Source organism: Ehrlichia ruminantium str. Welgevonden, from assembly GCF_000026005.1.
Taxonomy (GTDB): domain Bacteria; phylum Pseudomonadota; class Alphaproteobacteria; order Rickettsiales; family Anaplasmataceae; genus Ehrlichia; species Ehrlichia ruminantium.
Window position 1 is genome coordinate 284291 of sequence record NC_005295.2, and the last position, 26994, is coordinate 311284.

The window sequence follows — 26994 nt, forward strand, 5'->3', positions numbered from 1 at the left end:
GTCTTGTATAGGAGTGTAGCTCAATTTGGTAGAGCACCAGTCTCCAAAACTGGCGGTTATAGGTTCAAGTCCTATCACTCCTGCCATAGTTTTAATGGTGTTATGTGTAGGTGATTTTTATAATGAATAGTATTGCTAAATTTTTATTAAGTGTAAAACAAGAAGCTTTGCACGTCTCATGGGCTTCTAAAAATGAAGTTATTGGGTTTTTGTTTATAGTAGTATTAATAATTATTTTTATGTCTATTTTATTTTGCTGTGTGGATTTTTTGTTTTTGAGGTTAATAAAGATAGTACTTGGAGTAATTTATGAAGTATGAATGGTATATTATTCAGGTATCGTCTGGAAGTGAAGATAAGGTTTGTCAAACTATCTTAGATAGTTCTAAAGTATTAGGCATGGCAGAAAGTTTTCATGAAGTATTTGTTCCATATGAGGAAGTGACTCGCATAAAGCATAATAAGAAAGTATTAGTAAAAAGAAAGTTGTCACCTGGCTATGTTTTTTTACATATGAATTTAAATGAAGATTCAATAAACTTTGTTAGAAGCATACCTAAAGTATTAAATTTTTTAAATAATGATTTTGGGACACCTAAGGTTATTTCAGATAGTGAAATGGAGTCTATGCGCAAGAAAATGTGTCAAAGTGTAGTAGATGATACTAATGTTGTGAATTTTGACATTGGTGATGAGGTTGTTATAAATGATGGGTTGTTTCAGGACTTTAATGGTAAAGTTGAGTATATTAATGAAGACAAGAAAATTGCAGGGGTTAGTGTTATGATATTTGGTAGATTAACTAAAATAGAGTTTAAATTAGAGCATATACAGAAAGTAGAGGGATAAACGATGAGTGCTGTTTTAGTATCTAAAATAAATTTAATGATAGAAGCTGGCAAGGCTAATCCTGGACCTAAAATTGCTTCTGTATTGGGTCCTCGTGGTATACCAATGCCTAAGTTTTGTAAGGAGTTTAATGATATTACAAGTAGTGCAGGTAATCAATATAAAGTTGGCGATGTGGTTACTGCTAGGATATCGATTTATAATGATAAGTCTTATAGTTTTACAATTAGTGATTCTCCTGTACCTTATTTATTAAAAAAAGCTGCTGCAGTTGACAAAGGCTCAGTCAATCCAGGGAAAGACAGTGTGGGGAAAGTTAAAATGTCAGCTATTTATGAAATAGCAAAACGTAAGATGTCTGATATGAATGCTGATACAGTAGATGCTGCAGTTAAGATGGTGATTGGTACAGCGTCTTCTATGGGTATTATTGTAGAGAAGGATTAAGTATTAATTGGGGTTATATGAGTTTATTGGCAAATGATGAAGTTTATGATATTGTATCAGGTTTTAAGAAGGTTATAGAGTCTGCTAAAGCTAATTTTTGTGAATCTGTAGATGTTGCAATTAATCTTAATATTAATAGTTCAAAATCTGATGAGCAGGTTAGAGGTGCTGTTGTATTACCAAAAGGATTAGGTAGAGAAGTTAAAGTTGCAGTGTTTGCTAAGGGTGGACATTTAGATGCAGCGAAAGAAGCTATGGCTGATATTGTAGGTGATGAGGAGTTAATTGAAGAAATCAAGAGAAAGAAGTGTAAGTTAGATGTGGATTGGTGTCTTACTACACCAGATTTTATGTCTTCTGTCTCTTCTATTGCTAAGATTTTAGGACCAAGAGGATTAATGCCAAATCCTAAGTTTAATACAGTAACTTTTGAACTTTCTAAGGCTATTAAAGTGATAAAATCTGGTCAGATTAGATTTAAATCTGATAAAGCAGGGATTGTTCATGCAAAAATTGGGAATGTTAAATTTTCTATAGAAGATTTATTACAAAATTTTAATGCAGTAATTGGTGCTATTAAACAATCTAAACCTGCATCTGTTAAGGGTGTATATTTTAAGGATGTCTTCATTGTTTCAACTATGGGGAAATCTGTTAAAGTAGAAAGCTTAAATAATTAATTATCGGAGTAAAAGTAGTGAAGCGTAGTAGTAAGGAATTGCATCTTAGCAAAATTGAGGGGTTATTTGTAAAATTTAAGTATTTTATAGTAGCTAATTTTCAAGGTATGGTAGCTAATGATTTTTTTTCTTTGAGGAAAGAATTAAAAATGGCTAATAGTGGTTTAATGGTGACCAAAAATAGTCTTTCTCGTATTGCCTTAAAGAAAATAGGTAAGGAAGAATTATCTACTAAGTTTCATGGGTCTGTTTTTATAGCCTATTCAGATGATATAATAGTTATTTCAAAAATTCTTGCAAAATTTATGAAAAATAATAAAAGCAAGGTTAGTTTATTATGTGCATGTGATGGTGATGAAATATTAAGTAATGAGAAGGTTTTATATTTTGCTAGCTTGCCATCTTTGAGGGAGTTACATGCACAGATTATAAGTATGGTATCTTATAATATTCCTGTAAGGTTAGCGTTATGTTTAAAAGCTCTTGGTGCAAGAGAGTAATTAAGTTTGTTATTTTATGATTGGGGTTAATTATTATGAGTAATATTGATATAGATAGTTTAGTGGATCAAATTTGTAGTTTAGATTTATGTAGAGCAGCGGAACTAGTAGATAAGATGGAGCAAAAGTTAGGTTTTCCAAAAGGTGGATTGTTAACTGCAGTTCCAGCTACAGGTGGTAGTCAAGCTGAAAGTGCTGTAGAAGAAAAAACAGAGTTTTCTGTAATTTTTGATAGTTATGTAGCTGATAAGAAAATTGCTGTTATTAAGGCTGTTAGAGAATGTACTAGCTTAGGTTTAAAAGAAGCAAAAGAATTTGTTGAAAAGGAAGGTGCGAAAGAGTTGGTAGAAGGAAAGAAATATAAGAAAGAAGAAGCTGAGGAAATCAAGAAAAAGCTTGAGGATGCTGGTGCAAAAGTAACAATTAAGTAGGGAGTTTTATATCTTTGTTTGTAATTTATTAATCTTGAGGAATTTTAATGTCTTCTTCTGTAACTTCTAAATATGTATTAAATTCTTTTAGTTCAGTGCCTAGGTTATCTTATGCAAAGTCTATAGATATTAAAGATTCATTGACTGATTTAATAAAAATACAGAGAGATTCATATAATGCGTTTATTGGTATAGATCAGGATGTTGATAGTGGTATAAAAAATATTTTTCAATCTATGTTTCCTATACAAGATCTGTTAGGACGTGCTGTACTCCAATTTGTTAGTTATAGTATTGGTGAGCCACAATATGATGAATATGAGTGTATAAAAAGAGGTATTACTTATTCTGTACCTATACGTATAGTGTTGCGTTTTATAGTGTGGAAAGTTCAGGAGGTATCTTTTAAAGAAGTAAAATATGTAGTTGATGAAGAAACTTCAGAAAAGAGTATTAAATATATAAAAGAACAGGAAGTTTCTATAGGTGATCTTCCTACTATGACTTCTTATGGGACATTTATTATTAATGGAGTAGAGAGAGTAATAGTATCACAGATGCACCGTTCTCCTGGTGTGTTTTTTGATAGTGATAAGGGAAAAACTTACAGTTCTGGGAAATTGATTTACTTAGCTCGTATTATTCCTTATAGGGGATCCTGGCTAGATTTTGAGTTTGATATAAAAGATATATTATATTTCCGTATCGATAGAAAAAGAAAGTTGCCAGTTTCTTTGTTATTGAGAGCTTTAGGTTTATCTAATAGTGAAATTTTAGACACTTTTTACGATAAAATACGTTATGAGAGGTGTGAAAATGGATGGGTAGTACCATTTGTTGTAGATAGATTTAGAGGAGTTAGGTTATCTTACGATTTGGTTGATATAGATGGGAATGTGTTAGTGAAGGCTAATACGAGAATTACCTTAAGGCTGGCAAAAAAATTAGCTAGTGATGGATTAAAGAAATATTTAGTTCCATTTGCTGAGATTCAAGGATTATTTATTGCTAATGATTTAGTAGATCCTGCTAGTAATGTAATGATTATGTGTGCGGGTGAAAGTATTACTAGTGAGCATATAAATAAGTTGAAATTGTTTGATATTAATGAAATTTTTATTTTGAATATAGATTTCCTAACAGTTGGTCCATATATATTAAATACTTTATTTTTAGATAAGAATATATCGTATGAGGATGCTCTTTTTGAAATATATAAGGTCTTACGTTCTGGTGAATCGCCTAGCTTAGATACAATGAAAGCATTTTTTGATGGACTGTTTTTTGAAAAGGAAAGGTATGATTTATCTACTGTTGGAAGAATCAAATTAAATGATCATCTTGGATTAGATATTAGTGAAGATGTTACTGTGTTGACTAAAGATGATATAATTCATGTTATAAAAAAGTTAGTATTGCTAAGAGATGGGGAAGGTTTTGTTGATGATATAGATCATCTTGGTAATAGAAGAGTAAGATCTGTTGGTGAGTTTATTGAAAATCAATTTAGGATCGGTATATTAAGACTTGAAAGGATGATAATGGATTATATGTCTTCTGTAAATTTTGATAATGCGATGCCATGTGATTTTGTCAATCCTAAAGTATTAGCGACAGTGTTAAAAGATTTCTTTAGTTCTTCTCAGCTTTCTCAATTTATGGATCAAACAAATCCATTATCTGAAGTTACACATAAACGTAGATTATCTGCACTTGGGCCAGGTGGTTTAACAAGAGAAAGAGCTGGTTTTGAGGTTAGAGATGTTCATCCAACTCATTATGGTAGAATTTGTCCAATTGAAACTCCAGAAGGTCAAAATATTGGGTTAATAAGTAGTTTAGCTATATATGCTCGTATTAATAAACATGGGTTTATTGAGAGTCCATATAGGAAAGTAGATAATGGTGTTGTTACTGATAAAGTTGAGTACTTGTTAGCTATGCAAGAAAGTAATTATTATATTGCTGATGCGAGTGCTACTCTTGATGAGAATAACAGGTTTGTTGATGATATGTTATATTGTAGACATGATGGCAACTTTGTTATGGTTAAAAGGGAGCAAGTTGACTATATAGATGTGTCACCAAAGCAAATTGTATCTGTGGCTGCGTCTTTAATTCCTTTCTTGGAAAATAATGACGCAAATCGTGCTTTGATGGGATCTAATATGCAACGTCAGGCAGTACCGTTGTTAAAGGCAGATGCACCCTTGGTGGGTACGGGAATGGAATCAATAGTTGCTGCTGGTTCAGGTACTGTTGTTTTAGCAAAACGTAGTGGTATAGTTCATCGTGTGGATGGTTTATATATAGTTATTCGTGCGTTTGATAAGGAAAAAAATGAGTATTTAGGTGTTGATATTTATAATTTAAGAAAGTTTCAACGTTCTAACCATAATACTTGTATTAATCAAAAACCATTAGTAAAACCTGGGGATTATGTAAGGGAGAATGATGTAATTGCTGATGGATCTGCTATTGATCAAGGAGAGCTTGCTTTAGGGAAAAATGTGTTAGTTGCCTTTATGTCATGGCAAGGGTATAACTTTGAGGATTCAATAGTTATTTCAAGTGAAGTTGTAAAAAAGGATGTATTTACCTCGATACATATAGAGGAATTTGAATGTGTAGTAAGAGATACTGCACTTGGCCCAGAAAAGATTATGAGATCTATTCCTGATGTTAATGAGGATAGTTTGTCTCATTTGGATGATGTTGGTATTGTAAATGTTGGTGCTGAAGTTTCTGCGGGTGATATTTTAGTAGGGAAAGTAACTCCTAGACCTCCAGTCTCTCTACCTCCAGAAACAAAATTGTTGGTTACTATATTTGGTGAAAAAGTATTTGATTGTGTAGATTCATCTTTATATTTACCAATTGATGTTGAGGGAACAGTAGTTGATGTACATGTGTTTGTACGTCGTGGTGTTGAAGAAAATGATAGATCTCTTTTGATTAAGCAAAATGAAATTAATGGGTTTATCAAAGAAAGAGATTATGAAATTGATGTTGTAAGTGAGTACTTTTATGATGAGCTAAAAAGAGTTTTGGTAAATACTAATACGGAATATAATAATCAAAATATAGAAGATTATTTAAAATCTATTCCACAGAAGAGTTGGTGGGATATCAAATTATCTGATGAGTCTGTGTTGTCCCAAATTAGTGATTTAAAAGAAAAATTTGATTCAATGATTGAAAATGCTCATAGTAAGTTTGATCAAAAGATAGATAAACTTAATTATGGTTATGATCTTCCTCAAGGTGTTTTATGTATAGTAAAGGTTTTTGTTGCAGTTAAACATAACCTGCAACCTGGTGATAAGATGGCAGGTAGACATGGGAATAAGGGGGTTATTTCTCGTATTGTACCTGTTGAAGATATGCCATATTTAGAAGATGGTACTCCTGTTGATATTATACTTAATTCTTTAGGTGTCCCTTCTCGTATGAATGTTGGACAAATTTTAGAAACTCATTTAGGGTGGGCATCTGTTAATTTAGGTAAGAAGATAGGTAATATATTAGATAATATTGATGAATTAACAATTGCTCATCTTCGAAATTTCTTAGATCAAGTATATGATGGACAGGATTTGAAATATAGTATCCGCTCTATGAGTGATGATGATTTATTAGCTTTTGCTGAGAGGTTACGTGATGGTGTACCAATGGCAGCACCAGTATTTGAAGGGCCAAAAGATAATCAAATTTCTAACTTATTGAAATTAGCTGATCTGGATGTTTCTGGTCAAGTGGATCTTTATGATGGGCGTATAGGTGAGAAATTTGATCGTAAAGTAACTGTTGGATATATATATATGCTGAAGTTGCATCACTTAGTTGATGATAAGATACATGCAAGATCTGTAGGTCCATATGGATTAGTAACTCAACAACCATTAGGAGGGAAATCTCATTTTGGTGGTCAACGTTTTGGGGAGATGGAGTGTTGGGCATTGCAAGCTTATGGTGCTGCTTATACTTTACAAGAAATGTTGACAGTAAAATCTGATGATATTGTTGGAAGAGTTAAAATTTATGAGTCTATCATTAAGGGTGATAGTAATTTTGAGTGTGGTATACCAGAATCATTTAATGTGATGGTAAAAGAATTACGTTCATTGTGTTTGGATGTTGCTTTAAAGCAGGATAAAGATTTCTTGCATGATAGAAAGATTAACAATTGATAATTAAGGGTAGTAGTATATGAAGATGTTGGATTTATATGGCTATACTAGCATTGCACAGTCATTTGATAAGATTTGTATATCCATAGCTAGTCCTGAAAGTATTCGAGCAATGTCATATGGTGAGATTAAGGATATTTCTACCACTAATTATCGTACATTTAAGGTGGAAAAAGGTGGATTGTTTTGTCCTAAAATATTTGGACCAGTTAACGATGATGAATGTTTATGTGGTAAGTATAGAAAAAAACGTTATAGAGGTGTAATCTGTGAAAAGTGTGGTGTTGAAGTAACTTCATCAAAAGTGCGTAGGGAAAGAATGGGGCATATAGAACTTGTATCTCCTGTTGCTCATGTTTGGTTTCTGAAATCTCTGCCATCACGTATAGGGGCTTTGCTTGATATGCCACTTAAGTTAATAGAAAGTATTTTATACAGTGGTGATTTTGTAGTTATTGATCCTATTGCTACTCCATTGTCTAAAGGTGAGGTTATTAGTGAGAGTGCTTATAATCAAGCTAAAGATAATTATGGAGAAGATAGTTTTATTGCGTTGACTGGAGCTGAAGCTATTAGAGAGTTGCTAGTAAGGTTGGATTTGCATGCAATTAATGCAAACCTTAGGAGTGAGTTGGAATCTACAACTTCAGAGATGAAGAGAAAGAAAATAGTTAAAAGATTACGTATTGTAGAAAATTTTATTAATTCTGGTAATAAGCCAGAGTGGATGATATTAACAGTTATTCCTATTTTACCTCCTGATTTGAGACCGCTTGTTTCTTTGGAAAATGGTAGGCCTGCAGTTTCTGATTTGAATCATCATTATAGGACTATTATTAATCGTAATAATAGATTAGGTAAATTGTTAAAGCTTAATCCTCCTGCAATTATGATACGTAATGAAAAAAGAATGCTACAAGAAGCGGTTGATGCTCTGTTTGATAGTACACGTCGTAGTTATGTTTCTAATAAAGCTGGTAGTGTAGGTTATAAAAAGTCATTAAGTGATATGCTTAAAGGTAAGCAAGGGCGTTTTAGGCAGAATTTATTAGGAAAAAGAGTAGATTATTCTGGTAGATCAGTAATAGTTGTTGGGCCTAATTTAAAGTTGCATCAGTGTGGTTTACCTAAGAAAATGGCTTTGGAACTATTTAAGCCGTTTATTTGTTCTAAATTGAAAATGTACGGTATTGTCCCAACAGTAAAGTTAGCAAATAAGATGATACAAAATGAAAAACCAGAAGTTTGGGATATTTTGGATGAGGTTATACATGAGCATCCTATATTATTAAACAGAGCTCCTACTTTGCATAGGTTGGGTATACAGGCATTTGATCCAGTACTAATAGAAGGTAAAGCAATACAATTACATCCTTTAGTATGTAGTGCTTTTAATGCTGACTTTGATGGTGATCAGATGGCCGTTCATATACCATTATCACTTGAAGCACAGCTTGAAGCTAGAATATTGATGATGTCTACTAATAATATTTTGAGTCCTTCTAATGGTAAGCCAATAATTGTGCCTTCTAAAGATATAATACTTGGTATATATTATTTAACTTTACAGGATTATGTTGAGCCTGAAGAAATCTTGTTCTTTGGTGACTTTAGCCATGTAGAATATGCATTGCATAATAAGGATATACATATATGTAGTAAAATTAAATATAAGATGAATTATTGTACTGATTCATCAGATGGTAATGGTCCTACATATTATTCTAAAATTGTAGAAACTACTCCTGGTCGGTTAATGTTGTGGCAAATATTTCCAGAACATAAGAATTTAACTTTTGATTTAGTGAACCAAGTGTTAACTGTAAAGGAAATTACTGCTATAGTTGATTTAGTATATAGAAGTTGTGGTCAGAGTGAAACTGTTGAGTTCTCAGATAAATTGATGTCACTTGGATTTAGGTATGCTTCTCAATCTGGTATTTCATTTGGGCGTATGGATATGATTATCCCAGATACGAAAACAATGCATGTAGATAATGCAAGTGAGAAAATTAAAGAGTTTGCTGTACAATATCAGGATGGTTTAATTACAAAGAGTGAAAGATATAACAAAGTAATAGATGAATGGTCTAAGTGTACTGATCTTATTGCTAAGGATATGATGAAGGCAATTTCTGTATATGATGAAGAAAGTAAGTTAAATTCTATCTATATGATGGCTCATTCTGGTGCTAGAGGATCTGCATCTCAAATGAAGCAATTAGCTGGGATGAGAGGATTAATGGCAAAGCCTTCAGGTGAGATTATTGAAACTCCTATAATATCTAATTTCCGTGAAGGATTGAATGTATTTGAGTACTTCAATTCAACACATGGTGCAAGAAAAGGTTTAGCAGATACTGCTTTAAAAACAGCAAACTCTGGGTACTTGACTCGTAGGCTTGTTGATGTTGCTCAGGACTGTATAGTTGTTGAGTATGATTGTAAGACACATAATGGATTTGCTATGAGGTCTGTTATTGATGGTGGTACTGTTGTTGAAACTTTAGACAACATTATCCTAGGAAGGGTTGCTGCTGTTGATATCTATAATCCTATAACTAAGGAATTACTTGTCAATGCTGGAGAGCTTATAGATGAGGCTAAAGTAGAAAAAATTAGAATAGCAGGATTAGATGCAGTAAAAGTAAGGTCTCCTCTTACTTGTGAGGCTAAAAAAGGTATTTGTGCATTATGTTATGGTAGAGATCTTGCTATTGGTGATGTTGTATCTATAGGTGAGGCTGTTGGAGTAATTGCTGCACAATCTGTTGGTGAACCTGGTACTCAGTTAACTATGCGTACTTTCCACGTTGGAGGTACTGCTATGAGAGGTGTTGAAACTTCTAATTTAATAGCAATGTTGGATGCTAAGGTTAAATTAGTGAATAGCAATGTTGTTGAAGATAAGTATGGCAATAAGATTGTTATGAGTAGGTCTTGTGATGTAGTCTTACTTGATAGTGTTGGAAATGAGAAGATGCGTCATAGTGTTCCTTATGGTGCTAGGCTCTATGTAAATGATGGTCAACTTGTTAAGATTACTGAGAAGATTGCTGACTGGGATCCTTATACAATGCCTATTATTACTGAAAAAACTGGTATAATTAAGTATATGGATTTAATAGATGGTGTATCAATTAATGAAGTATTAGATGAATCTACTGGTATTTCTAATAGAGTAGTGGTTGACTGGAAATTGCATTTACAAGGTGCTAATTTAAGGCCTAGATTGGTTTTAGTTAATGATAATGGTGATATTATAACATTATCTAGTGGGTTAGAGGCTAATTATTTTATTCCGATAGGAGCGGTGTTGAGTGTACAAGATGGTCAGAAAGTTCACGCTGGTGATGTAATAACCAGGATTCCAAGGGAGTCCATCAAAACTAGGGATATTACAGGTGGGTTACCACGTGTAATTGAGTTATTTGAAGCGCGTCGTCCAAAAGAGCATGCTATAGTAAGTGATATTGATGGTTATGTTGAATTTGGAAAGGATTATTATAGATCTAAGAGACGTATATTTATTAAGCCGGTAGATGATAAATTGTCTCCTGTAGAATATTTAGTACCTAAGGGTAAGCATACTATTGTCAATGAAGGTGATTTTGTACATAAAGGTGATTTATTGATGGATGGAGATCCTGATCCTCATGATATATTACGTGTATTGGGAGTAGAAGCATTAGCAAATTATATGATTGCCGAAATTCAGCAAGTTTATAGATTGCAGGGTGTGCGTATTGATAATAAACACATAGAAGTGATTCTCAGACAAATGTTGCAAAAAGTTGAAATATTTGAACCAGGAGATACTATGTATCTAGTAGGGGAAAATGTAGATGTAGAGGAAGTTCTGAAAACCAATAGTAATATGGAAAAAATTGGTAAATCACCTGCTAAGTACATACCAATATTACAAGGTATTACTAGAGCAAGTCTTGATACTAACTCATTTGTTTCTGCAGCTTCATTTCAGGAGACTACAAAAGTATTAACAGAAGCAGCATTTTCTGGTAAAGAAGACTCTTTATATGGATTAAAAGAAAATGTGATTGTAGGTAGACTAATACCAGCAGGAACTGGATTTTTAATGAATAAAATCAAGAAGTTATCTTTACTAAATAAGGATGATTACTCTATGTATTATAATAGTGAATATCAAGATCTAGCATCTATTGAAGCTGGTCATGCATGTAGTGTTTCTCCTAGTCAAGGAGTATCTGACACTAGTGGTGCTGTTGATTACTAATGCATAGGTTGTAGTCTTATCTTATTTAGAATGTAGTTAAAGTTCGTGTATGTGTTTTAGCTTTGTTTATATTGGTGAATTTTTATTAGCCTGTTAACTTTAAAGGCCTCTACCGTTTTGTTTGTGTATATTCTACCTCTGTAATATTTTACATTGATAGTTACATTGTACTAAAAATATAGCTAATTTTGTATAGGGTTTACAATTTTTGATTTTCTAATATGCTTGTGCTAAGGTATATGAGCAAAGATGTTTATTATATTACTACTATACAAACTTTTAGAGATTTAGATATTTCAAAATAGATAGACTTGTTACAGGAATATAGTGTTTATTTCAAATTGAAAGTGTATGCTGATGTATTAAGCCTTTTATATGAGTTGTTATAACCTATGTTTTGATTTTCTAAGGTATAATAATATTTGGTAGTATTTAAATAATCTATGTTTATGTATAGACTTATTTGTAGTGTCGAATATTCTTCATATTATATTGCAAGGTAAATGTTTATTGTCAAACTATGTGTTTGGCTATTGTGACAGTAAATGGGTGTAGTTTTTATATTAGTATATCTGATGTGTTTTTTTTTATACAAAATTTTTTTGTGTTTATTGTAATTTTGAATACATATCTAAGTTTATATTGTATATATACTAGTGTGTAAAATGTTATGATATTCATAAGTATACGTCAATCATTTGGTGTATAGATTTATTTGTAGTGTCGAATATTCTTCATATTATATTGCAAGGTAAATGTTTATTGTCAAACTATGTGTTTGGCTATTGTGACAGTAAATGGGTGTAGTTTTTATATTAGTATATCTGATGTGTTTTTTTTATACGAAATTTTTTTGTGTTTATCGTAATCTTGAATACATATCTAAGTTTATATTGTATATATACTAGTGTGTAAAATGTTATGATATTCATATGTATACGTCAATCATTTGGTGTATAGACTTATTTGTAGTGTCGAATATTCCTCCTATTATATTGCAGAGTAAATGTTTATTATCAAACTGTATGTTTGGCTATTGTGACAGTAAATGGGTGTAGTTTTTATATTAGTATATCTGATGTGTTTTTTTATACGAAATTTTTTTGTGTTTATCGTAATCTTGAATACATATCTAAGTTTATATTGTATATATACTAGTGTGTAAAATGTTATGATATTCAATAACTGTAAAGTATAGTAGGTTATTATAAAACTAAGTGTTAAGATACTATGTTAGATCAAGTATTAGATAAAGAACTGATCGAATTAAGATATAGTGATATATATAGAGAGCTACCTAAAGTTACTAGATATGATGCTGGATATATGGTTTATCATGATGGTAAAAAGCTAATCTCTTTTTCATGTAATAATTATCTTGGGCTAATAGGTCATCCTCTATTAAAAAAGTCAGCTATAGATGCAATAAATCTTTATGGTGTGGGAGCTGGAGCTTCTAGAATGGTTACTGGTGATAATCTTCTATATTATTCTTTAGAATCTAAGTTAGCTAAATTATATGATAAAGAAAAGGCATTGGTATTTAGTAGTGGTTATTTGACTAACATAGGAATAATTTCTGCTTTAGTGAATAGACATGATATGATAATTTCTGATAAGTTGGTGCATTCTTCAATTATTGATGGAATCAAACTTTCTCAAGCTAAAAACTATAGATTTAAACATAATGATTATCTAGATTGTGAATATATTTTAAAAAAATATAGAAATTTACATAGGCGTTGTTTGATTATTGTTGAGCAAGTATACAGTATGGATGGTGATATAGCACCTACTAAACAATTAAAAATGTTGGCAGAAAAATATGATGCGTGGCTTGTTATAGATTGCGCACATAGTTTTGGATTAATGATGCATTGTGATGCTGATATATATATTGGTACTTTATCTAAAGCAGTTGGTGTTTTAGGTGGATATGTATGTGCATCTGAAATTGTGATAAAATATATACAGAATAAAGCAAGGACTTTTATATATACAACAGCATTACCACCAATGATAATTGCAGCTGCAAATTCTGCATTGGACATTATAGGTGAATCTGTTATAGATATTCCTATTAAATTAGCGAGGTTTTTCTGTAATAATTTAGATTTTCCTGAACCTAATAGTCATATAGTTCCGATAATTATGAAAGATGTAACTACTGTTTTGCATGCACAAAAAATTCTTAAGGAAGAAGGATTTTTAGTTATTGCAATACGTCCTCCTACTTCTCCTACGCCAAGATTGAGGTTTGTATTTAATGCATCTCATAAGTTGTCTGATGTAAAAAGATTATGTAAAGTTCTTAAACAAAAAGAAATAGTATAGCTTATCTTATGTGTTAAAGCATTATTAAGTAGTACTTTTTTTATAATATTATGGGTTTAAAAAAAGGTGATTTTTTAGTTATTATTGTGTTTTCTTTTATCTCTTTTAATAATATGTAGTTATTTATCTTATATCTTATCGATGGGGAGAAATTATATATATTGTAATAAAGTTTATTTATTTGATATTTATTCTAAATAAATAATTTTGATTATTGGTATTATGTTATTGTACTCTACAGTATTGATTAGTGCATAAGATATGTTCTGTTTTTAAACAGAATGTATTTATATATAGTGTTATATAAGTTTGAAAATTTATTTTACATTATATAGATAATAGATATGATTAGATCTTATATTGGGGCCGTAGCTCAGTAGGATAGAGCATTAGATTCCTAATCTGGAGGTCGTGCGTTCAAATCGCACCGGTCCCATTAAAATATAGATAGGATGTATTTATATATGCTAGAAATTTATAGCTTATTATTTGTTGATAGCTTTGTTGCTGCTCTTGTGCTTCCATTAAATAAGGTGTTGATATTTAAGATAATGAGTTATTTTGGAGGTTATAGTTATAGTTTAATGTTATTAGTTGCTACTTTAGGGGCAGTAGTTGGTAGCATTGTTAATTGGCTGCTTGGAAGGATGATAATTTTTGCACGTATGGAATATCATAAGACACAGGATGATTATGGGAAGTTAGGTCGTTATATACGTACAACTTTAATGTTGTTATCTTTAGGATGTTCATGGATTCCTGTATGGGGTGCTATTGTTAATATATTATCTGGATATTTTAAAATCAGAGTTGTAAATCTAGGTGTATTGGCTTGTTTGTCTTATTTAGGATATTTTGTTTATTGTTTAATAGTATTATGATTTATGATATTGCTAGTGTTGTAAGAAGCATTGTGATATCTAGTTAAGATATTGGTTGTAATAAAAAATTAGCAATTTCTAATATGATTACCATTAGAATATGGTAAATTATGGTTTAGTACTTAACTTTATTTGATAATTGGGTAAATGACCTTTATATTGTATTAAAAATGTTTTTATATTTTCTTATTATATAAATATTATAATTCTATGTGGCTAGTCTTTTGGAACTTGATTTTATAATATGTAATTATATTAGTGTTATAACAAAGAATTAATAATTTTTTAAAACTTATTTATAAATGTGTACCTCCATATTATATTGATCATGTATAATCCCATATTATTAGTCTTTTATAATTTTTAAATAGCCTTAAAAATACTAGTTGTCAGATGAAAAATTAACTATTTCTAAGATGCGTTTAAAAAGTGGGTTTTTTAGTATGTTGTTTCTATGATATAATGTATGGCAATTTATATACTAATACTTGGGTAGGCCTTATTTATAGGCTAATATATTGGTTATAGTAATAAAAATTATCCATTGAAAATGTATCTTTCTCAAAAGTTTCAATTGTGTTTAAGTGCTTTTATATAGAATTATGAGTTTTGAACATATAACTAATTTTTAATATTGGAGTAAATGTATTTCTGTGATATATAATTTTTCCGTATTTGTAATAGGAAGACTATGTAATATTTCATTCGATATAACCTTAATTATGTTGATTATTGTAGTGAGAAATAAGTCATTTAATGGTATGTATTTCTAAAATTTCAATTGTGTTTAGTTAGTTTTGTATAAAGTTATGAGTTTTTGAACATATAACTAATTTTTGATATTGGAGTAAATGTATTTCTGTTATGTATAATTTTTCCGTATTTGTAATAGGAATACTATGTAATATTTTATTCAATATAACCTTAATTATGTTGATTATTGTAGTGAGAAATAAGTCATTTAATGGTATGTGTTTCTAAAATTTCAATTGTGTTTAGTTAGTTTTGTATAAAATTATGAGTTTTTGAACATATAACTAATTTTTGATATTGGAGTAAATGTATTTCTGTTATGTATAATTTTTCCGTATTTGTAATAGGAAGACTATGTAATATTTCATTCGATATAACCTTAATTATATTGATTATTGTAGTAAGAAATAAGTCATTTAATGGTATGTATTTCTAAAATTTCAATTGTGTTTAGTTAGTTTTGTATAAAATTATGAGTTTTTGAACATATAACTAATTTTTGATATTGGAGTAAATGTATTTCTGTGATGTATAGTTTTTCCATATTTGTATAGAGATGTTATATGGTCTTTAGTACCGTACCCTTTGTTTTTGTTCCAATTATATTGTGGGTACTGTATATGAAGTGTTTCCATAAGTCTATCTCGTGTAACTTTTGCTATTATAGATGCTGCGGCAATTGATGTACTGATAGTATCACCTCCTATTATTGCTTGTGCATTCCAGGGTATGTTTGGTATTTTGTTGCCATCTATTATGACGTAATCTATATCTATGTGAGCATTTAGACCTGTAAGTGCTCGTTTCATTGCAATATGTGTAGCATTTAATATGTTATACTCATCTATTTCAAATATATGTGCAAATCCTATACTCCATTTTACTCTTGTAATAATTTTGTTATAGATTTTTTGTCGTGTTTTTGGTGTTAGTTTTTTTGAATCGTTAATATCTTGTGTTGTCTCATTATTATAGTTTGGGAAAAAAACTGCTGCTGATACTACAGGACCAGCTAATGAACCATATCCTACTTCGTCAACTCCCACAATTATACACTCTTTATTATTTTTTAATTTTAATATTTCATTTTCTATAGAAAAATCTGGCATAATATTATCTAAGTAATTATGCATCTATATGCATATCTTTGTAAGGCTAAACATCATTATATAATGTAATATCATTGATCAAGTAATATCAAGTGATATATGTATGCCTACATATATTGTTATCGAATTAGCATTTGATATTATTTGTAACTTTTATATGTGGATAAATGAATAATATAGTCAAGATTATTTATTTTATACTACTAAGCGGAACTATTTGATTTATGCTTAATTTCCTAAATCTGTGTTACATATTACTCAACTGTTTGGCATAAAAAATGTTAAATTATAGTAATTGATATTATATATTATTTATTAAAAAATTTATTTATTATATTAATTTTTTATATTGACTTATTATTTTTCTTACATATATTGTAAATGTTTATATATTAAATTGGTATAAATAATAAAAAAATTAATATTTATTAAGGATTGAAGATGAAGTTATTTTATACGAGGTAGGGAATGTTAATAATGTTGTAATAGTGAAGATATTCTTTTTGTATTATGCAAGTCTGTGGTGATAGGTTTATTAGGTAAGTACGTATGTTTTAACTCTATCAGGTAAATTTTGTTTTTTTTGCAATTAGTGCTGTTGCGTAGTTTTTGTGAACAGAATTGTTAGTTGAATCTGCAGTGATTAACAGATTACTTAGATAGTGTTAATAGTAATATGGGTTGTTTATGTAGGGGGTTTACAACAATGTTTTTTAAATTAACGTAAGCAGGGATTATTTATTGTAAATTAAATGATAGAATTACAGGTTAGCTTTATTTATATATTAATTTATTAAAAACATTAGTTAAGAATCAAAAAACTCAGTAATAGTATAAGATTAAATAGTATAATACTGTATTTGTCAAATATTAAAGTAATTTTGGTAAATTTTTGTGCTAGAAATTCTAGTGGTGAGGTATGCTATACTTACTATTACTACTTAACTTTTATTCTGTAATCCTCGTTACATAACATGCATCTTAGTATTTACTCCCATAGATGTAGTATATGCCAATATTAGCATATACTGTAGTTATTTTTATATATTAATACTAAGACTATATAAAGTTAAGAAAAATATTTATAAATTTAGGTATATTATCATGCTCAATAAATTTCAGGTTAAGAAATGTTCTAATTCTAGTAAAAGACGTTCTGAGCAATATAGTAAAGTAGTAGAATATACTGTACAAAGTAATACTAGTAGTTTAGATTCTAATAAAGAAGTTATTGCAAAATTAAATGAAAAGTTAAGAAAAATATACATAGTAATATACCATATTATTTCTAAACAATTTGACAAAAATGATGATTACAAAGGAACTTTTTTTAATGTAGTATGTTTGTCCTGTATTAAGGATATCTTGGATGGAGTAAATTATATTCAGAGTGTGTTGGATCTGTCTATTGGATGTCAGGTTACATCACTTAGTATACTATCTAATGAAGTGATTGTAAATCAAAGGGATGTATTTTGTACTACATGTGTAGATCGTATGATAAATTTAAGGGGTGTCTCATCTCAAGAAGAAAACAAAACAATAGTCACAAGTAAGCAAGGTATTAGTGTTGATACTACTCCAGCAATTCAGAAGAATATAATTGATCTTGGTGTTCCTTCTACATCAACTCAAGGGAATAGTAGTATAATAGAGAAGCAAGTTGTCACTTCTACTAAAGAATATGTGGTAAACAAGAAGAACAGTGAGCTTGTATTTGTTGTAAGACAGAGAAGAGTTGTTACTGACTTGGTAGGTAAGGTACAGGTTATTATAGGAAGCTTGTTACATATATTTAATTATACATCTAGTAGAAGGAATAAAGCAAAAAAAGAAAATATGATGAATCGTCCTGTGATTCTAGTAAGGTTATTTAGGCTGGATTTGGAAGTGAATAAGGTCATAACTCTGATGAGTAGGTTATGTATAATGTTAGCAGAATTGAGTAATCAATTAAATGTTACAGTATTAAATAGGGGTTCAAATCAGGCTACAGGAAGGGCTAATCTACCTTTTCATGATAGTGTAGAAAAGTTTGGTAGGGCATTTACATTAAATCGTGTTAGAGGTAAAAAAAAGAGAGCTATGCTAAAATCATCTAATAGTTTTAGTGGTGTTTGTACTCTATCTATGATTGCTGAAGAAGATAGTACTGATAAGTGTTGTGTTTTTGCACAAGAGAATATTCCTCAGAGTAATGAAGAGCATGTAAATGGAAATAGTGTTAGAGGTTCTGATACGTTTGACCCGTTTTCTCCTGATACTGCGAGTAAAATTAATGAGTTTTATATTTGGAATAGTATAGCATCAGATGCTGGTAAAGAAGCATTAATAAGAACCTTAATTTTAGAAGTAGGTAGTAAAGATCAATTACTTAGAATACTATCTACAGAGGTTGATATGGATAAATTAATTGAAATATTTCCTAAGACATTTGCATATCAGTCTAATAATATAAGGTCTACTAATCTTTGTACGGCAAAACGCCAGTTATTAAATAAAAGTTTAGATTATAGATTATATCCTACATTGCGGTCTTTTATATTCTATATCAATAATAATTACACTAAAAATTTACAACCTGTTATTCAGGATGTAAAGTCTGTAGGTAACATTGTTACTATACCATCTTCTGAAAGTAATGAAACAGTAGATCCTATATTAGTAGATAAAGGTCAGACATTAACTGATGATACTAATATAAATGATGTTATGGTTGGTACAATAGAAAGTATAAGTACTGTAAAATCTCTTGTTACTTTAGGTAATTTAAATAATATTGATGATGATACAATAGTTTTTATTGATGAAGAAGAATCTACTATTGTTCCAACTTTATCAAAAGAGATTTGTAGTACAGAAAGTACGCAAAATTATGAATCTATTTATGAAAAAAGTGGATCTGATAATGTAGAATTAAAATCATGCGTTAATGTAAAAACCGATAAAGCTAAAAAAGTTGTAAAATATGATGGTGTTATTAGTTCGGCTTCCGATGATAGTGCTGTAGAGTTATGTAATGGTGCAAAAGATGTTATTAGGCGTGTTAATAGTGGTAAAACCTCTACTAAGACTGAGAGCAGGCCAAATAATATATTATTTTCTGATATAAATACTTTAGTATTACCAAATACTTTGGACAATTTGGCTGCGAGTACAGATGATAATGTAGAATCTTTTAAGAAGTGTGTATCTAAAGTTGCTACAGATAGTAATAGTGTATCGTATGATTCTCATCGTGAACCTTGTTGTAATGATGAAGAAATTAGTACTAACTTAACAGATACTGCTTGTACAAGTTCTTGTCTAGTAGCTTCAAAAGCAGATGATCCTCAAGATTTTATTAGGAAGAAAAGTGAAGATTCTAAAAGTGTTTTTAACCTTTCTGTTGGTAGAATATCGATGGGAGTATGTAATTTTCTTGTTATACAATGTATGTTGCATAAAGAAAATAGAGAAGAATTATTAAACCGTTTGATTTCTAATGTTGGTAGTAAAGACCAGCTTATTAAAATATTAGTGGCAGAAATAGGTCGAAATATGTTACTAAAAATATTTCCTAGTATATCAGTATCTGATATTGACTCTAGTTTAAGTAATGAACTTCATGATGTTGTAGTGAAAGATAAAAATGGTATATTTGTTAGATATGATGATTCTCATAATGTTCAAATAGTTTACTTGTTACAGGTATTTATAGATTATGTTCTAAAGAATAAACAATATATTTGTGGGGAACAAGGACCCGAATCTACTAGTAAAGATGTAAAATTATCTAAGGATATGGATTGTGTTTCTTCAGATGAGATATTAGGTCCTGTAAAAAACAATTCATCTATGACTGAATTGTCTAAAGTTTTGGAACAAGATATTAGTTTTGATCATGATAAATGTTATCGTAGTAATACTTTACCGTATAAAAGAACAGGTAACACATTTGGGGTAATTAATAGGAATATTACGGAATCGAGTAAGTGTGATGATACTGGCCTACATTTAGAAGTTGTATCTCCTATTGAATATTGTGATGATAAGAATATGCCATCAACGAGTGCTATATGTAATACCGAATTATCTATGCAAAGTGTTACTGATCATGATAAATCAACTACTAAATCAAAAAGTATTAGTTCATTCCCTTACCAAGGTTTTGTATTAACAAAAACAGTAGCAAGATTATCATCATTTTCATCTATGATGGGAAAAAATAGAAGTTTTTCATCAGTTGTTACATTGGATAATAAACAAGATTCAATAGAAACTATTGGAAGTGAAGTGGTTGTTGATGGTAATGTTAGTGAAGGAGTAGGTAAGAATTTAGGTTCACATGCATGTGACATTACATCTAAACATTCTGAAAAAAATTCTTCTTCTATATTTAAAATATCAAATAGTTTCTTTCATAGAAATAAAGTTTCTAAAGATGAAGAGCTAGGAAAATTTGTGCAAGATTTAGTAATGCAACTACATAATACAGTTTATGGTATTGGCAGGTTGACTGATCATCTATCTTTACAAGGCAACTACATATTTTTTAATTGGATTATGTCATGTATAATCAGATCTTCAGATTTTGAAAAATGTGAAGCCATGATTATCAATGATATCAGGCCATGTTGTGCATATTACAAAACTATTATTTCAATTCCTAATGCTAAGATTTCAAGTTTATATATTAAAAGCTTGCATGATTTAAGTTGGATAGATTCTCAGGTAAGACCTCTACATAGTTTAGTGCATAAAGGAAAGATAGATGGTATATCTTTTTCTGTTAGTAAGGATCATGTAAGACGTGAAGCCAGAAAACATATGTCTACTATTAATGAAGAGTTGGTTATTAAATTGAGAGAATTATTTAGTGTGTTTGACATTGAATGTATAACTGAAGAAGATCTTAGTTTATTTTTGGTACAAGGTAGATTAGTCATTTCTGGAAAACATCTTTCATCTATACCTGATGGTGTTATATTACATATAATGTCTTATAAGGATATCGTAATAAAAGGTGATATTCCAAAGGGATTACAAATAGATTGTCAAAATATTAAGGTATATGGTACTGTTAAAGGTCGTCTCATATCAGCTGATGGCTTAATAGAAATTTATGGTCCAGTTTATGGGAGTATTATATGTAAAAGTGTGTGTAAGTCTGATCTAACAGGAGTGATGATTCAAGGTGATGTAGATAAATATGCAAGTATATTATGTACGAATGGTAGCATAGAAATCTATGGAAATAATGTTTGTGGGAATATTAGTGCGCAAGATACTGAAATGATAATAAAAAGTGATATGTTTATGGGTTCTATATTTAGTGATGGTGGTATATATTTATATTTCTCTTGTAAGGCTAATAATGTTTTATGGTTAAAGTTGAATAACATAAAAAATGTATTTGTTGATTGTAATCTTAAAGTTAAGTGTATGTTTGCTTTTGGTTCTAAATTTTATGTTAGAAAAGGTAAAGAATTTAGATTAAATGATAGGTGTAGAGATTGTGAGGTTTTTTCTTTATCAAGTAAGTTTTGGAGATTTGAACTCTCAGAACTAAAAAATTTGATTAAGATGAATGTTACTGGTGAAGTAGTGGATCCTTTAGCAATGGAGTTACAGCATGTTAATAATACTGTAGAAGGTGTAGTTGTAAATCCTGTAGATTCTGAAAGTGCTATTTTCAATTGTGCTCATAAATGAGGTGTATTTTTATGGGAATATATAACTATTCTTTTAATTACTTAATATGTGATGATTATGAAATGTTATAAATCTGTCGAATTAACTTCTCAAGTATTATTTAATGCTAATAAATAAAATATATATACGTGTAGAATGAAGATTATTACTATAGTAATAGTAGAATGTGTCAAAAGTTTTGAAATTATGCTTGGTTGGTTTTTATGTGATCATATTCTATGTTTTACTAATTCCTAGCAAGCATGTCTAATATTCATGATTTAAAAACATAATAGTTGCTTGTAAATAAAGAACATGGAAAAATATTCATATGTTAATATTGTATTTAGCATGGTGAGACTTATAAATTACTTATCTACCTTTTTTATAAATATTTATTATTAACTTCAGTTTGTCACTTGACCATTAGTAAATATATTACTAACTTTATTATCAATATCTGTAACACCAGACATAGATTCTTTATCTATAGCTAACACCATGATTTTATATGGTTTGTTGTTAAATTCTGGTACATCAACACTTACTGTACCTGGGGTTAATGTAATAGAATTTGCTAATAATGATATACCTACACTGCTTTTTTGTTTGGTTTGTACTAATCTAAAAACTGGTGCACCAATAGTTGCTTTAAAGTTCCATACCTTTTTGACTATATATAAGTTAGATAATGCTACCTGTAATATAATCCAAAAACAGTAGTTTATAAAGTGTAGGATAGTACCATTAAATTTTCTTGTTATTATGCTGTAAACATAGTATCGATCATGTGGTATAGCACTTTCTAGCCTTTTTGTAATAAATATTGTAAATATAGTACTAATAATACCAAGTGCTATAAAAAGTGGGTTAAAATATCCTGATAGTACTAACCATAACACGAATAAGATCAAAAACTGTTTCATTTTTTTTCAATACTTACTAAAATAATGTCTTTACTTTATATAATAACATTGGTGTAAGATACAATAATTACTTATTGCTAAATTAATATAGTATCTTATCATACATAATGAATTTTAATAAAATTATAATGTTTAAATTGTAATATGCAAGTAGTCTATATTGTTAATATAATATTAGTATTTTGTATTGGTGGGGTTTTGTTTCCATATCTTTATTATACTAATAGCAGTAAAGTTGCTAAGTTTTATGTTTTTGATAACGCTAAGTTTGTGCAAGATCAGGATAATGATGTTGTATTGGGTAATTTGACTAAAAAGGTGAAATTATTACAAATAAATGGTGAGTCAGTTTCTGTAATAGACTTAGAAAAGTCATATGATAGCTTATTAAAACAAAAAAAAGAATTGGAAGATAAAGAATTGAAATTAAAAGCAATTGAACAACATAATAAGAATCAAGCTTTACGTTTGGAAAAAATAAAAGAAGATATAGTAAAATTGATTACTCTTGATATACAGGATAATCTCCAAAAAATACGTGGTATAGCAGCAATATATCAAAATATGCCAATAGACTTAGCTGTTAAGATATTTGAACTGTCAGATATGAATACATTATTATTAATTGTCAGTTATCTTGATGAAGCAACTTTGTCACGTATATTATCACATGTAAATAAGAGTATTGCTGAAAAGATTCGAAAAGTATCTACTGAGATGTCTATTAAGTGTAATTGTTCTAATACTAGTCTATTGTCTTAGTTATATGAAGTTGATGAAGGTTTTGATAAATGACCTAGTATGAATATGTGAGTTATATAAGATAAGATGATAAAAGTTGTAGTGAATTTGTATAAAGAAAAATTAATGGCTTTTTAAATCCTAAAATGTAAACTTAGTATACTATTTATGTAAAAAAGTTAGTTGAGTTACTAGCTATATAATGATTAGTGTTGCCATATTATAATATGCGATGTTATTTAATTAAGTTTTTTACATGTAGTGCATGCAATGATTTATGTCGTGTAATTATAGTGTTATAGTATAAAAAAATTTTCTCATAATTTTAAAATATGTAATGTATTATTAAAATACTTTCTAGAAGTAATTTTACTATATGCTTTGAGACAATATAATTTAGATTATCGATTAACCTACTTATATATTTATTACATATAATATGTATAACCTTAAATATATTATTAAAGAGATAAAAAATATATGTTTCTTGTAAAGTTATTACAAATTTAGTGTATTTTGTTTAAATGTTATAAAATATGAAAAAACATAAATATACTTTATTTTAATATGAATGTTGAATGTATATTTACATTACTAAAACTATTAATAGAAAAAAATGTAAATAATTAAGGTATTATTTGTTAAATAGCATGTTATGTAAATATATCATGCCTTTCATTGTTAAATCTGGATCAATGTTCTTAATGAAATTTTTGTGATCAATAAATAAAATTGAATTTCCACCTGTTGCTACTATGTGTAAATCTTTGTTTTCCTCGTGTAATATTTGTTTTACAATCCCTTCGACCATAGCAATATATCCCCAGTATACGCCTGCTTCTATAGCGTAAAACAATGTATTATGTACTACTTTATTTACTTTAATTTGAGATATTTCTGGTAACAATGCTGTGTGTTGTCTCATACTTTGTGCCATAATATGTGCTCCAGGAGTTATGACTTGTCCGTAGATGGATCTCTCTTTACTTATTAAATTAAATACTGTTGCAGTTCCCATACTTATTACTAATAAATTTTTATTTGGGTATAGAGTAACTGCTCCTATGATACTTGCTAGTCTATCTGATCCTAATAATTTGTCGTTTAAATCTATCTTGATATTACAAATATCAGCGTGCTGATTATTGATTATTGTAGGAGTTATATTGAAATAATGTGTACTTAGCTCTATCATTGGTTTTGTTATGCTTGGAACAACACTTGAGATAATGATATGAGTAATTGTAAAATTATTAATATTTAACTGGTTTATTATTGTATTGAGAAAGAAGAAATATTCATCAGCTGTTCTTCTTGGTTGTGAAGATATCCTTAGCGTTTGTATTATTTGATTATTAATGCAAATTCCAAATTTAATATTTGTATTTCCTATATCTATTATTAACATTATTTTCTATATCAATTGTTGTGTCCTATTGCATGGCTTACTGTTGGAAAACCATCTGCAGATAATAGTTCTGCTAACTCGAGGCTAATTTTATTTGCTATATTAAATCCATGATATACTATAGCTGTATATAGCTGTATTAGTGATGCTCCAGCTTTTATTTTTTCGTATGCATGGTATCCACTACTCACTCCTCCACAGCCTATTAGTAAGAGTTTTTGTTGTGTAATTTTGTATACTTCAGATAAAACTTTGGTTGATAAATCAAATATTGGTTTTCCGCTTAGACCACCTTGTATATTTGTGTAAGAGTTTTCTAGTAATTTGTGATATTCAGATGAAGTATTACTTATTATTAGACCAGATACCTTGTATTTTAGTGAAAGATCTACAATATCTTGTTTTTCATTATCACTAATATCTGGTGAAATTTTTAACATTATTGGTACAGATTCTGCATAATCTGTAAGTTTTCTGACTTGTGATATTGCTGTTAACAGCTCTGATAGTAACTCTTGTTTTTGAAAGTTCCGTAATCCAGGAGTATTAGGAGATGATATATTTAGTGTTATGTAATTACTAAGTCCATATATTTTTTTTACTAATTCAAAATAATCTTGAACTGGATTATGTGACGTTTTATTATACCCTATATTGATGCCAAATATACAGTGATTAAGTTTTGCATCATTTACTTTTTTTATTACAAAATCTATTCCTTTATTATTGAATCCTAAACTATTAATGATTGCTTCTTCTTTTACTAGTCGAAATACACGTGGTTTCTTATTTCCTTTTTGTGGGTATCTTGTTACAGTACCTACTTCAACAAAACTAAAGCCAGTTGATAGTAAAGGCCTAATTACTTCAGCATTTTTATCAAAGCCAGCTGCTACTCCTATTGGTGTCTTAAGAGATTTGTTAAACAATGAAATGTTAAGTGATCTTGGAAGATCAACTTTTTTTATTGGAATAAAATTATTTTTTAATGCAAAGATTGCCATTTTGTGAGCAATCTCTGGAGGAATATAAAACAGTGCATTAGTAAACATGTACTATGGAACATAATATTAATGACTAGTTTATATGCTTGTACTTTTATTATGTCAATTTCTTATAAAATACTACTTGTATAACTGGTTAAATACGTATAACAACTGTTAAGATAATGAAATGTATAGAATTATACTGTAAATTGCTTATACTAAAAGTTGAGAGGAATATAATATGAATATCTTATCCGTTGATAATGTGCAAGACTTACGAAATCTACATGCTATATCTCATCCTATTGAAAAAATAGATCAAGATGTTATAGCACTAGCTGATGATATGATGAAAGTGATGGAAAATAGTAAAACTGTAGGATTATCTGCAGTACAGCTTGGCAGTCATAAGAGAATGTTTGTCATTAATATGTTTAGTGGATTATTTGATATGACACAGGATATTAAAGTATTGTCTGGGCATCACTCTTTACATGGTAAAAACATGGTATGTATCAATCCTGAGATCTTGAGTTTTTCTGCTGAAACTGTTGATTTGTTTGAAGGATGTTCATCAGCTAAATCTTATGGGTTGATTAATATTACAAGACCAAGACATATGGATTTTAGATATACAGACTTATTTGGGAATAAATGTATAATAAGAGTTTATGGATGGTTGTCTAGGTGTATACAACATGAAATGGATCATTTAAATGGCATATTACTTGCTAATGTTGTAGATAATATAAAAAATCATTGTGTACATAGTGTTTCTGAAGAAGAACATAGTGTAGTGCATATATTGCTTATGGCTAAAAAATGAAAATT

17 protein-coding genes, 2 tRNA genes and 1 pseudogene are annotated in these 26994 nt (G+C 29.4%); 15 read left to right on the forward strand and 5 right to left on the reverse strand.

From position 1 onward, the window contains the following. Positions 1–9 precede the first annotated feature (9 nt). The 12 genes from ERUM_RS00905 (at position 10) to ERUM_RS00960 (ending at position 14567) form a co-directional block, all read left to right on the forward strand. Positions 10–86: transfer RNA gene (locus ERUM_RS00905), tRNA-Trp, on the forward strand. A gap of 36 nt (positions 87–122) precedes the next feature. Next, positions 123–320, forward strand: coding sequence for a preprotein translocase subunit SecE (gene secE, locus ERUM_RS00910; RefSeq protein ID WP_044148607.1), 198 nt, complete (start codon positions 123–125; stop codon positions 318–320). Continuing rightward, a complete protein-coding gene (gene nusG / locus ERUM_RS00915; protein ID WP_011154851.1) occupies positions 310–849 on the forward strand; it encodes a transcription termination/antitermination protein NusG in 540 nt (179 codons plus the stop codon). Before secE ends, nusG begins: the two co-directional genes overlap by 11 nt. A 3-nt stretch (positions 850–852) precedes the next feature. Next, positions 853–1296, forward strand: coding sequence for a 50S ribosomal protein L11 (gene rplK, locus ERUM_RS00920; protein WP_011154852.1), 444 nt, complete (start codon positions 853–855; stop codon positions 1294–1296). A gap of 17 nt (positions 1297–1313) precedes the next feature. Then, a complete protein-coding gene (rplA, locus tag ERUM_RS00925; protein WP_011154853.1) occupies positions 1314–1976 on the forward strand; it encodes a 50S ribosomal protein L1 in 663 nt (220 codons plus the stop codon). 17 nt (positions 1977–1993) lie between these two features. Beyond that, positions 1994–2476: a 50S ribosomal protein L10 gene (gene rplJ, locus ERUM_RS00930; RefSeq protein WP_011154854.1), complete on the forward strand. Its 483-nt coding sequence runs from the start codon at positions 1994–1996 to the stop codon at positions 2474–2476. 35 nt (positions 2477–2511) lie between these two features. Continuing rightward, entirely contained in the window at positions 2512–2907 is a 396-nt protein-coding gene (gene rplL, locus ERUM_RS00935) for a 50S ribosomal protein L7/L12 (RefSeq protein ID WP_011154855.1), read from the forward strand. A 47-nt stretch (positions 2908–2954) separates the two neighbouring features. After that, positions 2955–7097 carry a DNA-directed RNA polymerase subunit beta gene (gene rpoB, locus ERUM_RS00940; protein ID WP_011154856.1) on the forward strand — a complete coding sequence of 1381 codons (4143 nt, stop codon included), beginning with the start codon at positions 2955–2957 and terminating at the stop codon, positions 7095–7097. 19 nt (positions 7098–7116) lie between these two features. Then, positions 7117–11352, forward strand: a complete 4236-nt coding sequence (gene rpoC, locus ERUM_RS00945; protein ID WP_011154857.1) for a DNA-directed RNA polymerase subunit beta' — start codon at positions 7117–7119, stop codon at positions 11350–11352. Between the two features lie 1230 nt (positions 11353–12582). Continuing rightward, positions 12583–13686 (forward strand): aminotransferase class I/II-fold pyridoxal phosphate-dependent enzyme, encoded by a 1104-nt coding sequence (locus tag ERUM_RS00950; RefSeq protein ID WP_011154858.1) that lies wholly within the window; start codon positions 12583–12585, stop codon positions 13684–13686. A gap of 362 nt (positions 13687–14048) precedes the next feature. Beyond that, positions 14049–14122, forward strand: a tRNA-Arg gene (locus ERUM_RS00955). 28 nt (positions 14123–14150) lie between these two features. Further along, positions 14151–14567 carry a YqaA family protein gene (locus ERUM_RS00960; protein WP_231837230.1) on the forward strand — a complete coding sequence of 139 codons (417 nt, stop codon included), beginning with the start codon at positions 14151–14153 and terminating at the stop codon, positions 14565–14567. 1015 nt (positions 14568–15582) lie between these two features. On the opposite strand, the pseudogene rnhB reads toward ERUM_RS00960, so the two are convergent. Both rnhB and ERUM_RS00965 read right to left on the reverse strand, forming a co-directional pair. Beyond that, positions 15583–15672 (reverse strand): annotated as a pseudogene (gene rnhB / locus ERUM_RS04990) (ribonuclease HII); the annotation flags it as partial. Between the two features lie 118 nt (positions 15673–15790). Then, positions 15791–16453 (reverse strand): ribonuclease HII, encoded by a 663-nt coding sequence (locus ERUM_RS00965; RefSeq protein ID WP_011255348.1) that lies wholly within the window; start codon positions 16451–16453, stop codon positions 15791–15793. A 1080-nt stretch (positions 16454–17533) separates the two neighbouring features. On the opposite strand from ERUM_RS00965, the gene ERUM_RS00970 reads away from it, so the two are divergent. Then, the gene (locus ERUM_RS00970; RefSeq protein ID WP_011154861.1) at positions 17534–22123 is read left to right on the forward strand and encodes a hypothetical protein; all 4590 of its coding nucleotides are present in this window, start codon (positions 17534–17536) and stop codon (positions 22121–22123) included. Between the two features lie 386 nt (positions 22124–22509). Here ERUM_RS00970 and ERUM_RS00975 read toward each other — a convergent pair whose 3' ends face one another. Continuing rightward, positions 22510–23028: a Na+/H+ antiporter subunit E gene (locus ERUM_RS00975; RefSeq protein WP_011154862.1), complete on the reverse strand. Its 519-nt coding sequence runs from the start codon at positions 23026–23028 to the stop codon at positions 22510–22512. Between the two features lie 144 nt (positions 23029–23172). Here ERUM_RS00975 and ERUM_RS00980 point away from each other — a divergent pair, with 144 nt between their 5' ends. Next, positions 23173–23790 (forward strand): MotE family protein, encoded by a 618-nt coding sequence (locus tag ERUM_RS00980; protein ID WP_011154863.1) that lies wholly within the window; start codon positions 23173–23175, stop codon positions 23788–23790. Positions 23791–24403: 613 nt separating this feature from the next. On the opposite strand, the gene ERUM_RS00985 is transcribed toward ERUM_RS00980, so the two are convergent. Together ERUM_RS00985 and ERUM_RS00990 are read right to left on the reverse strand one after the other, a co-directional pair. After that, positions 24404–25177, reverse strand: coding sequence for a type III pantothenate kinase (locus tag ERUM_RS00985; RefSeq protein ID WP_011154864.1), 774 nt, complete (start codon positions 25175–25177; stop codon positions 24404–24406). 11 nt (positions 25178–25188) lie between these two features. Continuing rightward, on the reverse strand, positions 25189–26229 hold the full coding sequence (locus ERUM_RS00990; protein ID WP_011154865.1) for a quinone-dependent dihydroorotate dehydrogenase: 1041 nt from the start codon (positions 26227–26229) through the stop codon (positions 25189–25191). A gap of 175 nt (positions 26230–26404) precedes the next feature. Between ERUM_RS00990 and ERUM_RS00995 the strand changes: the two genes are divergently transcribed. Next, the gene (locus tag ERUM_RS00995; RefSeq protein ID WP_011154866.1) at positions 26405–26989 is read left to right on the forward strand and encodes a peptide deformylase; all 585 of its coding nucleotides are present in this window, start codon (positions 26405–26407) and stop codon (positions 26987–26989) included. Positions 26990–26994 lie beyond the last annotated feature (5 nt).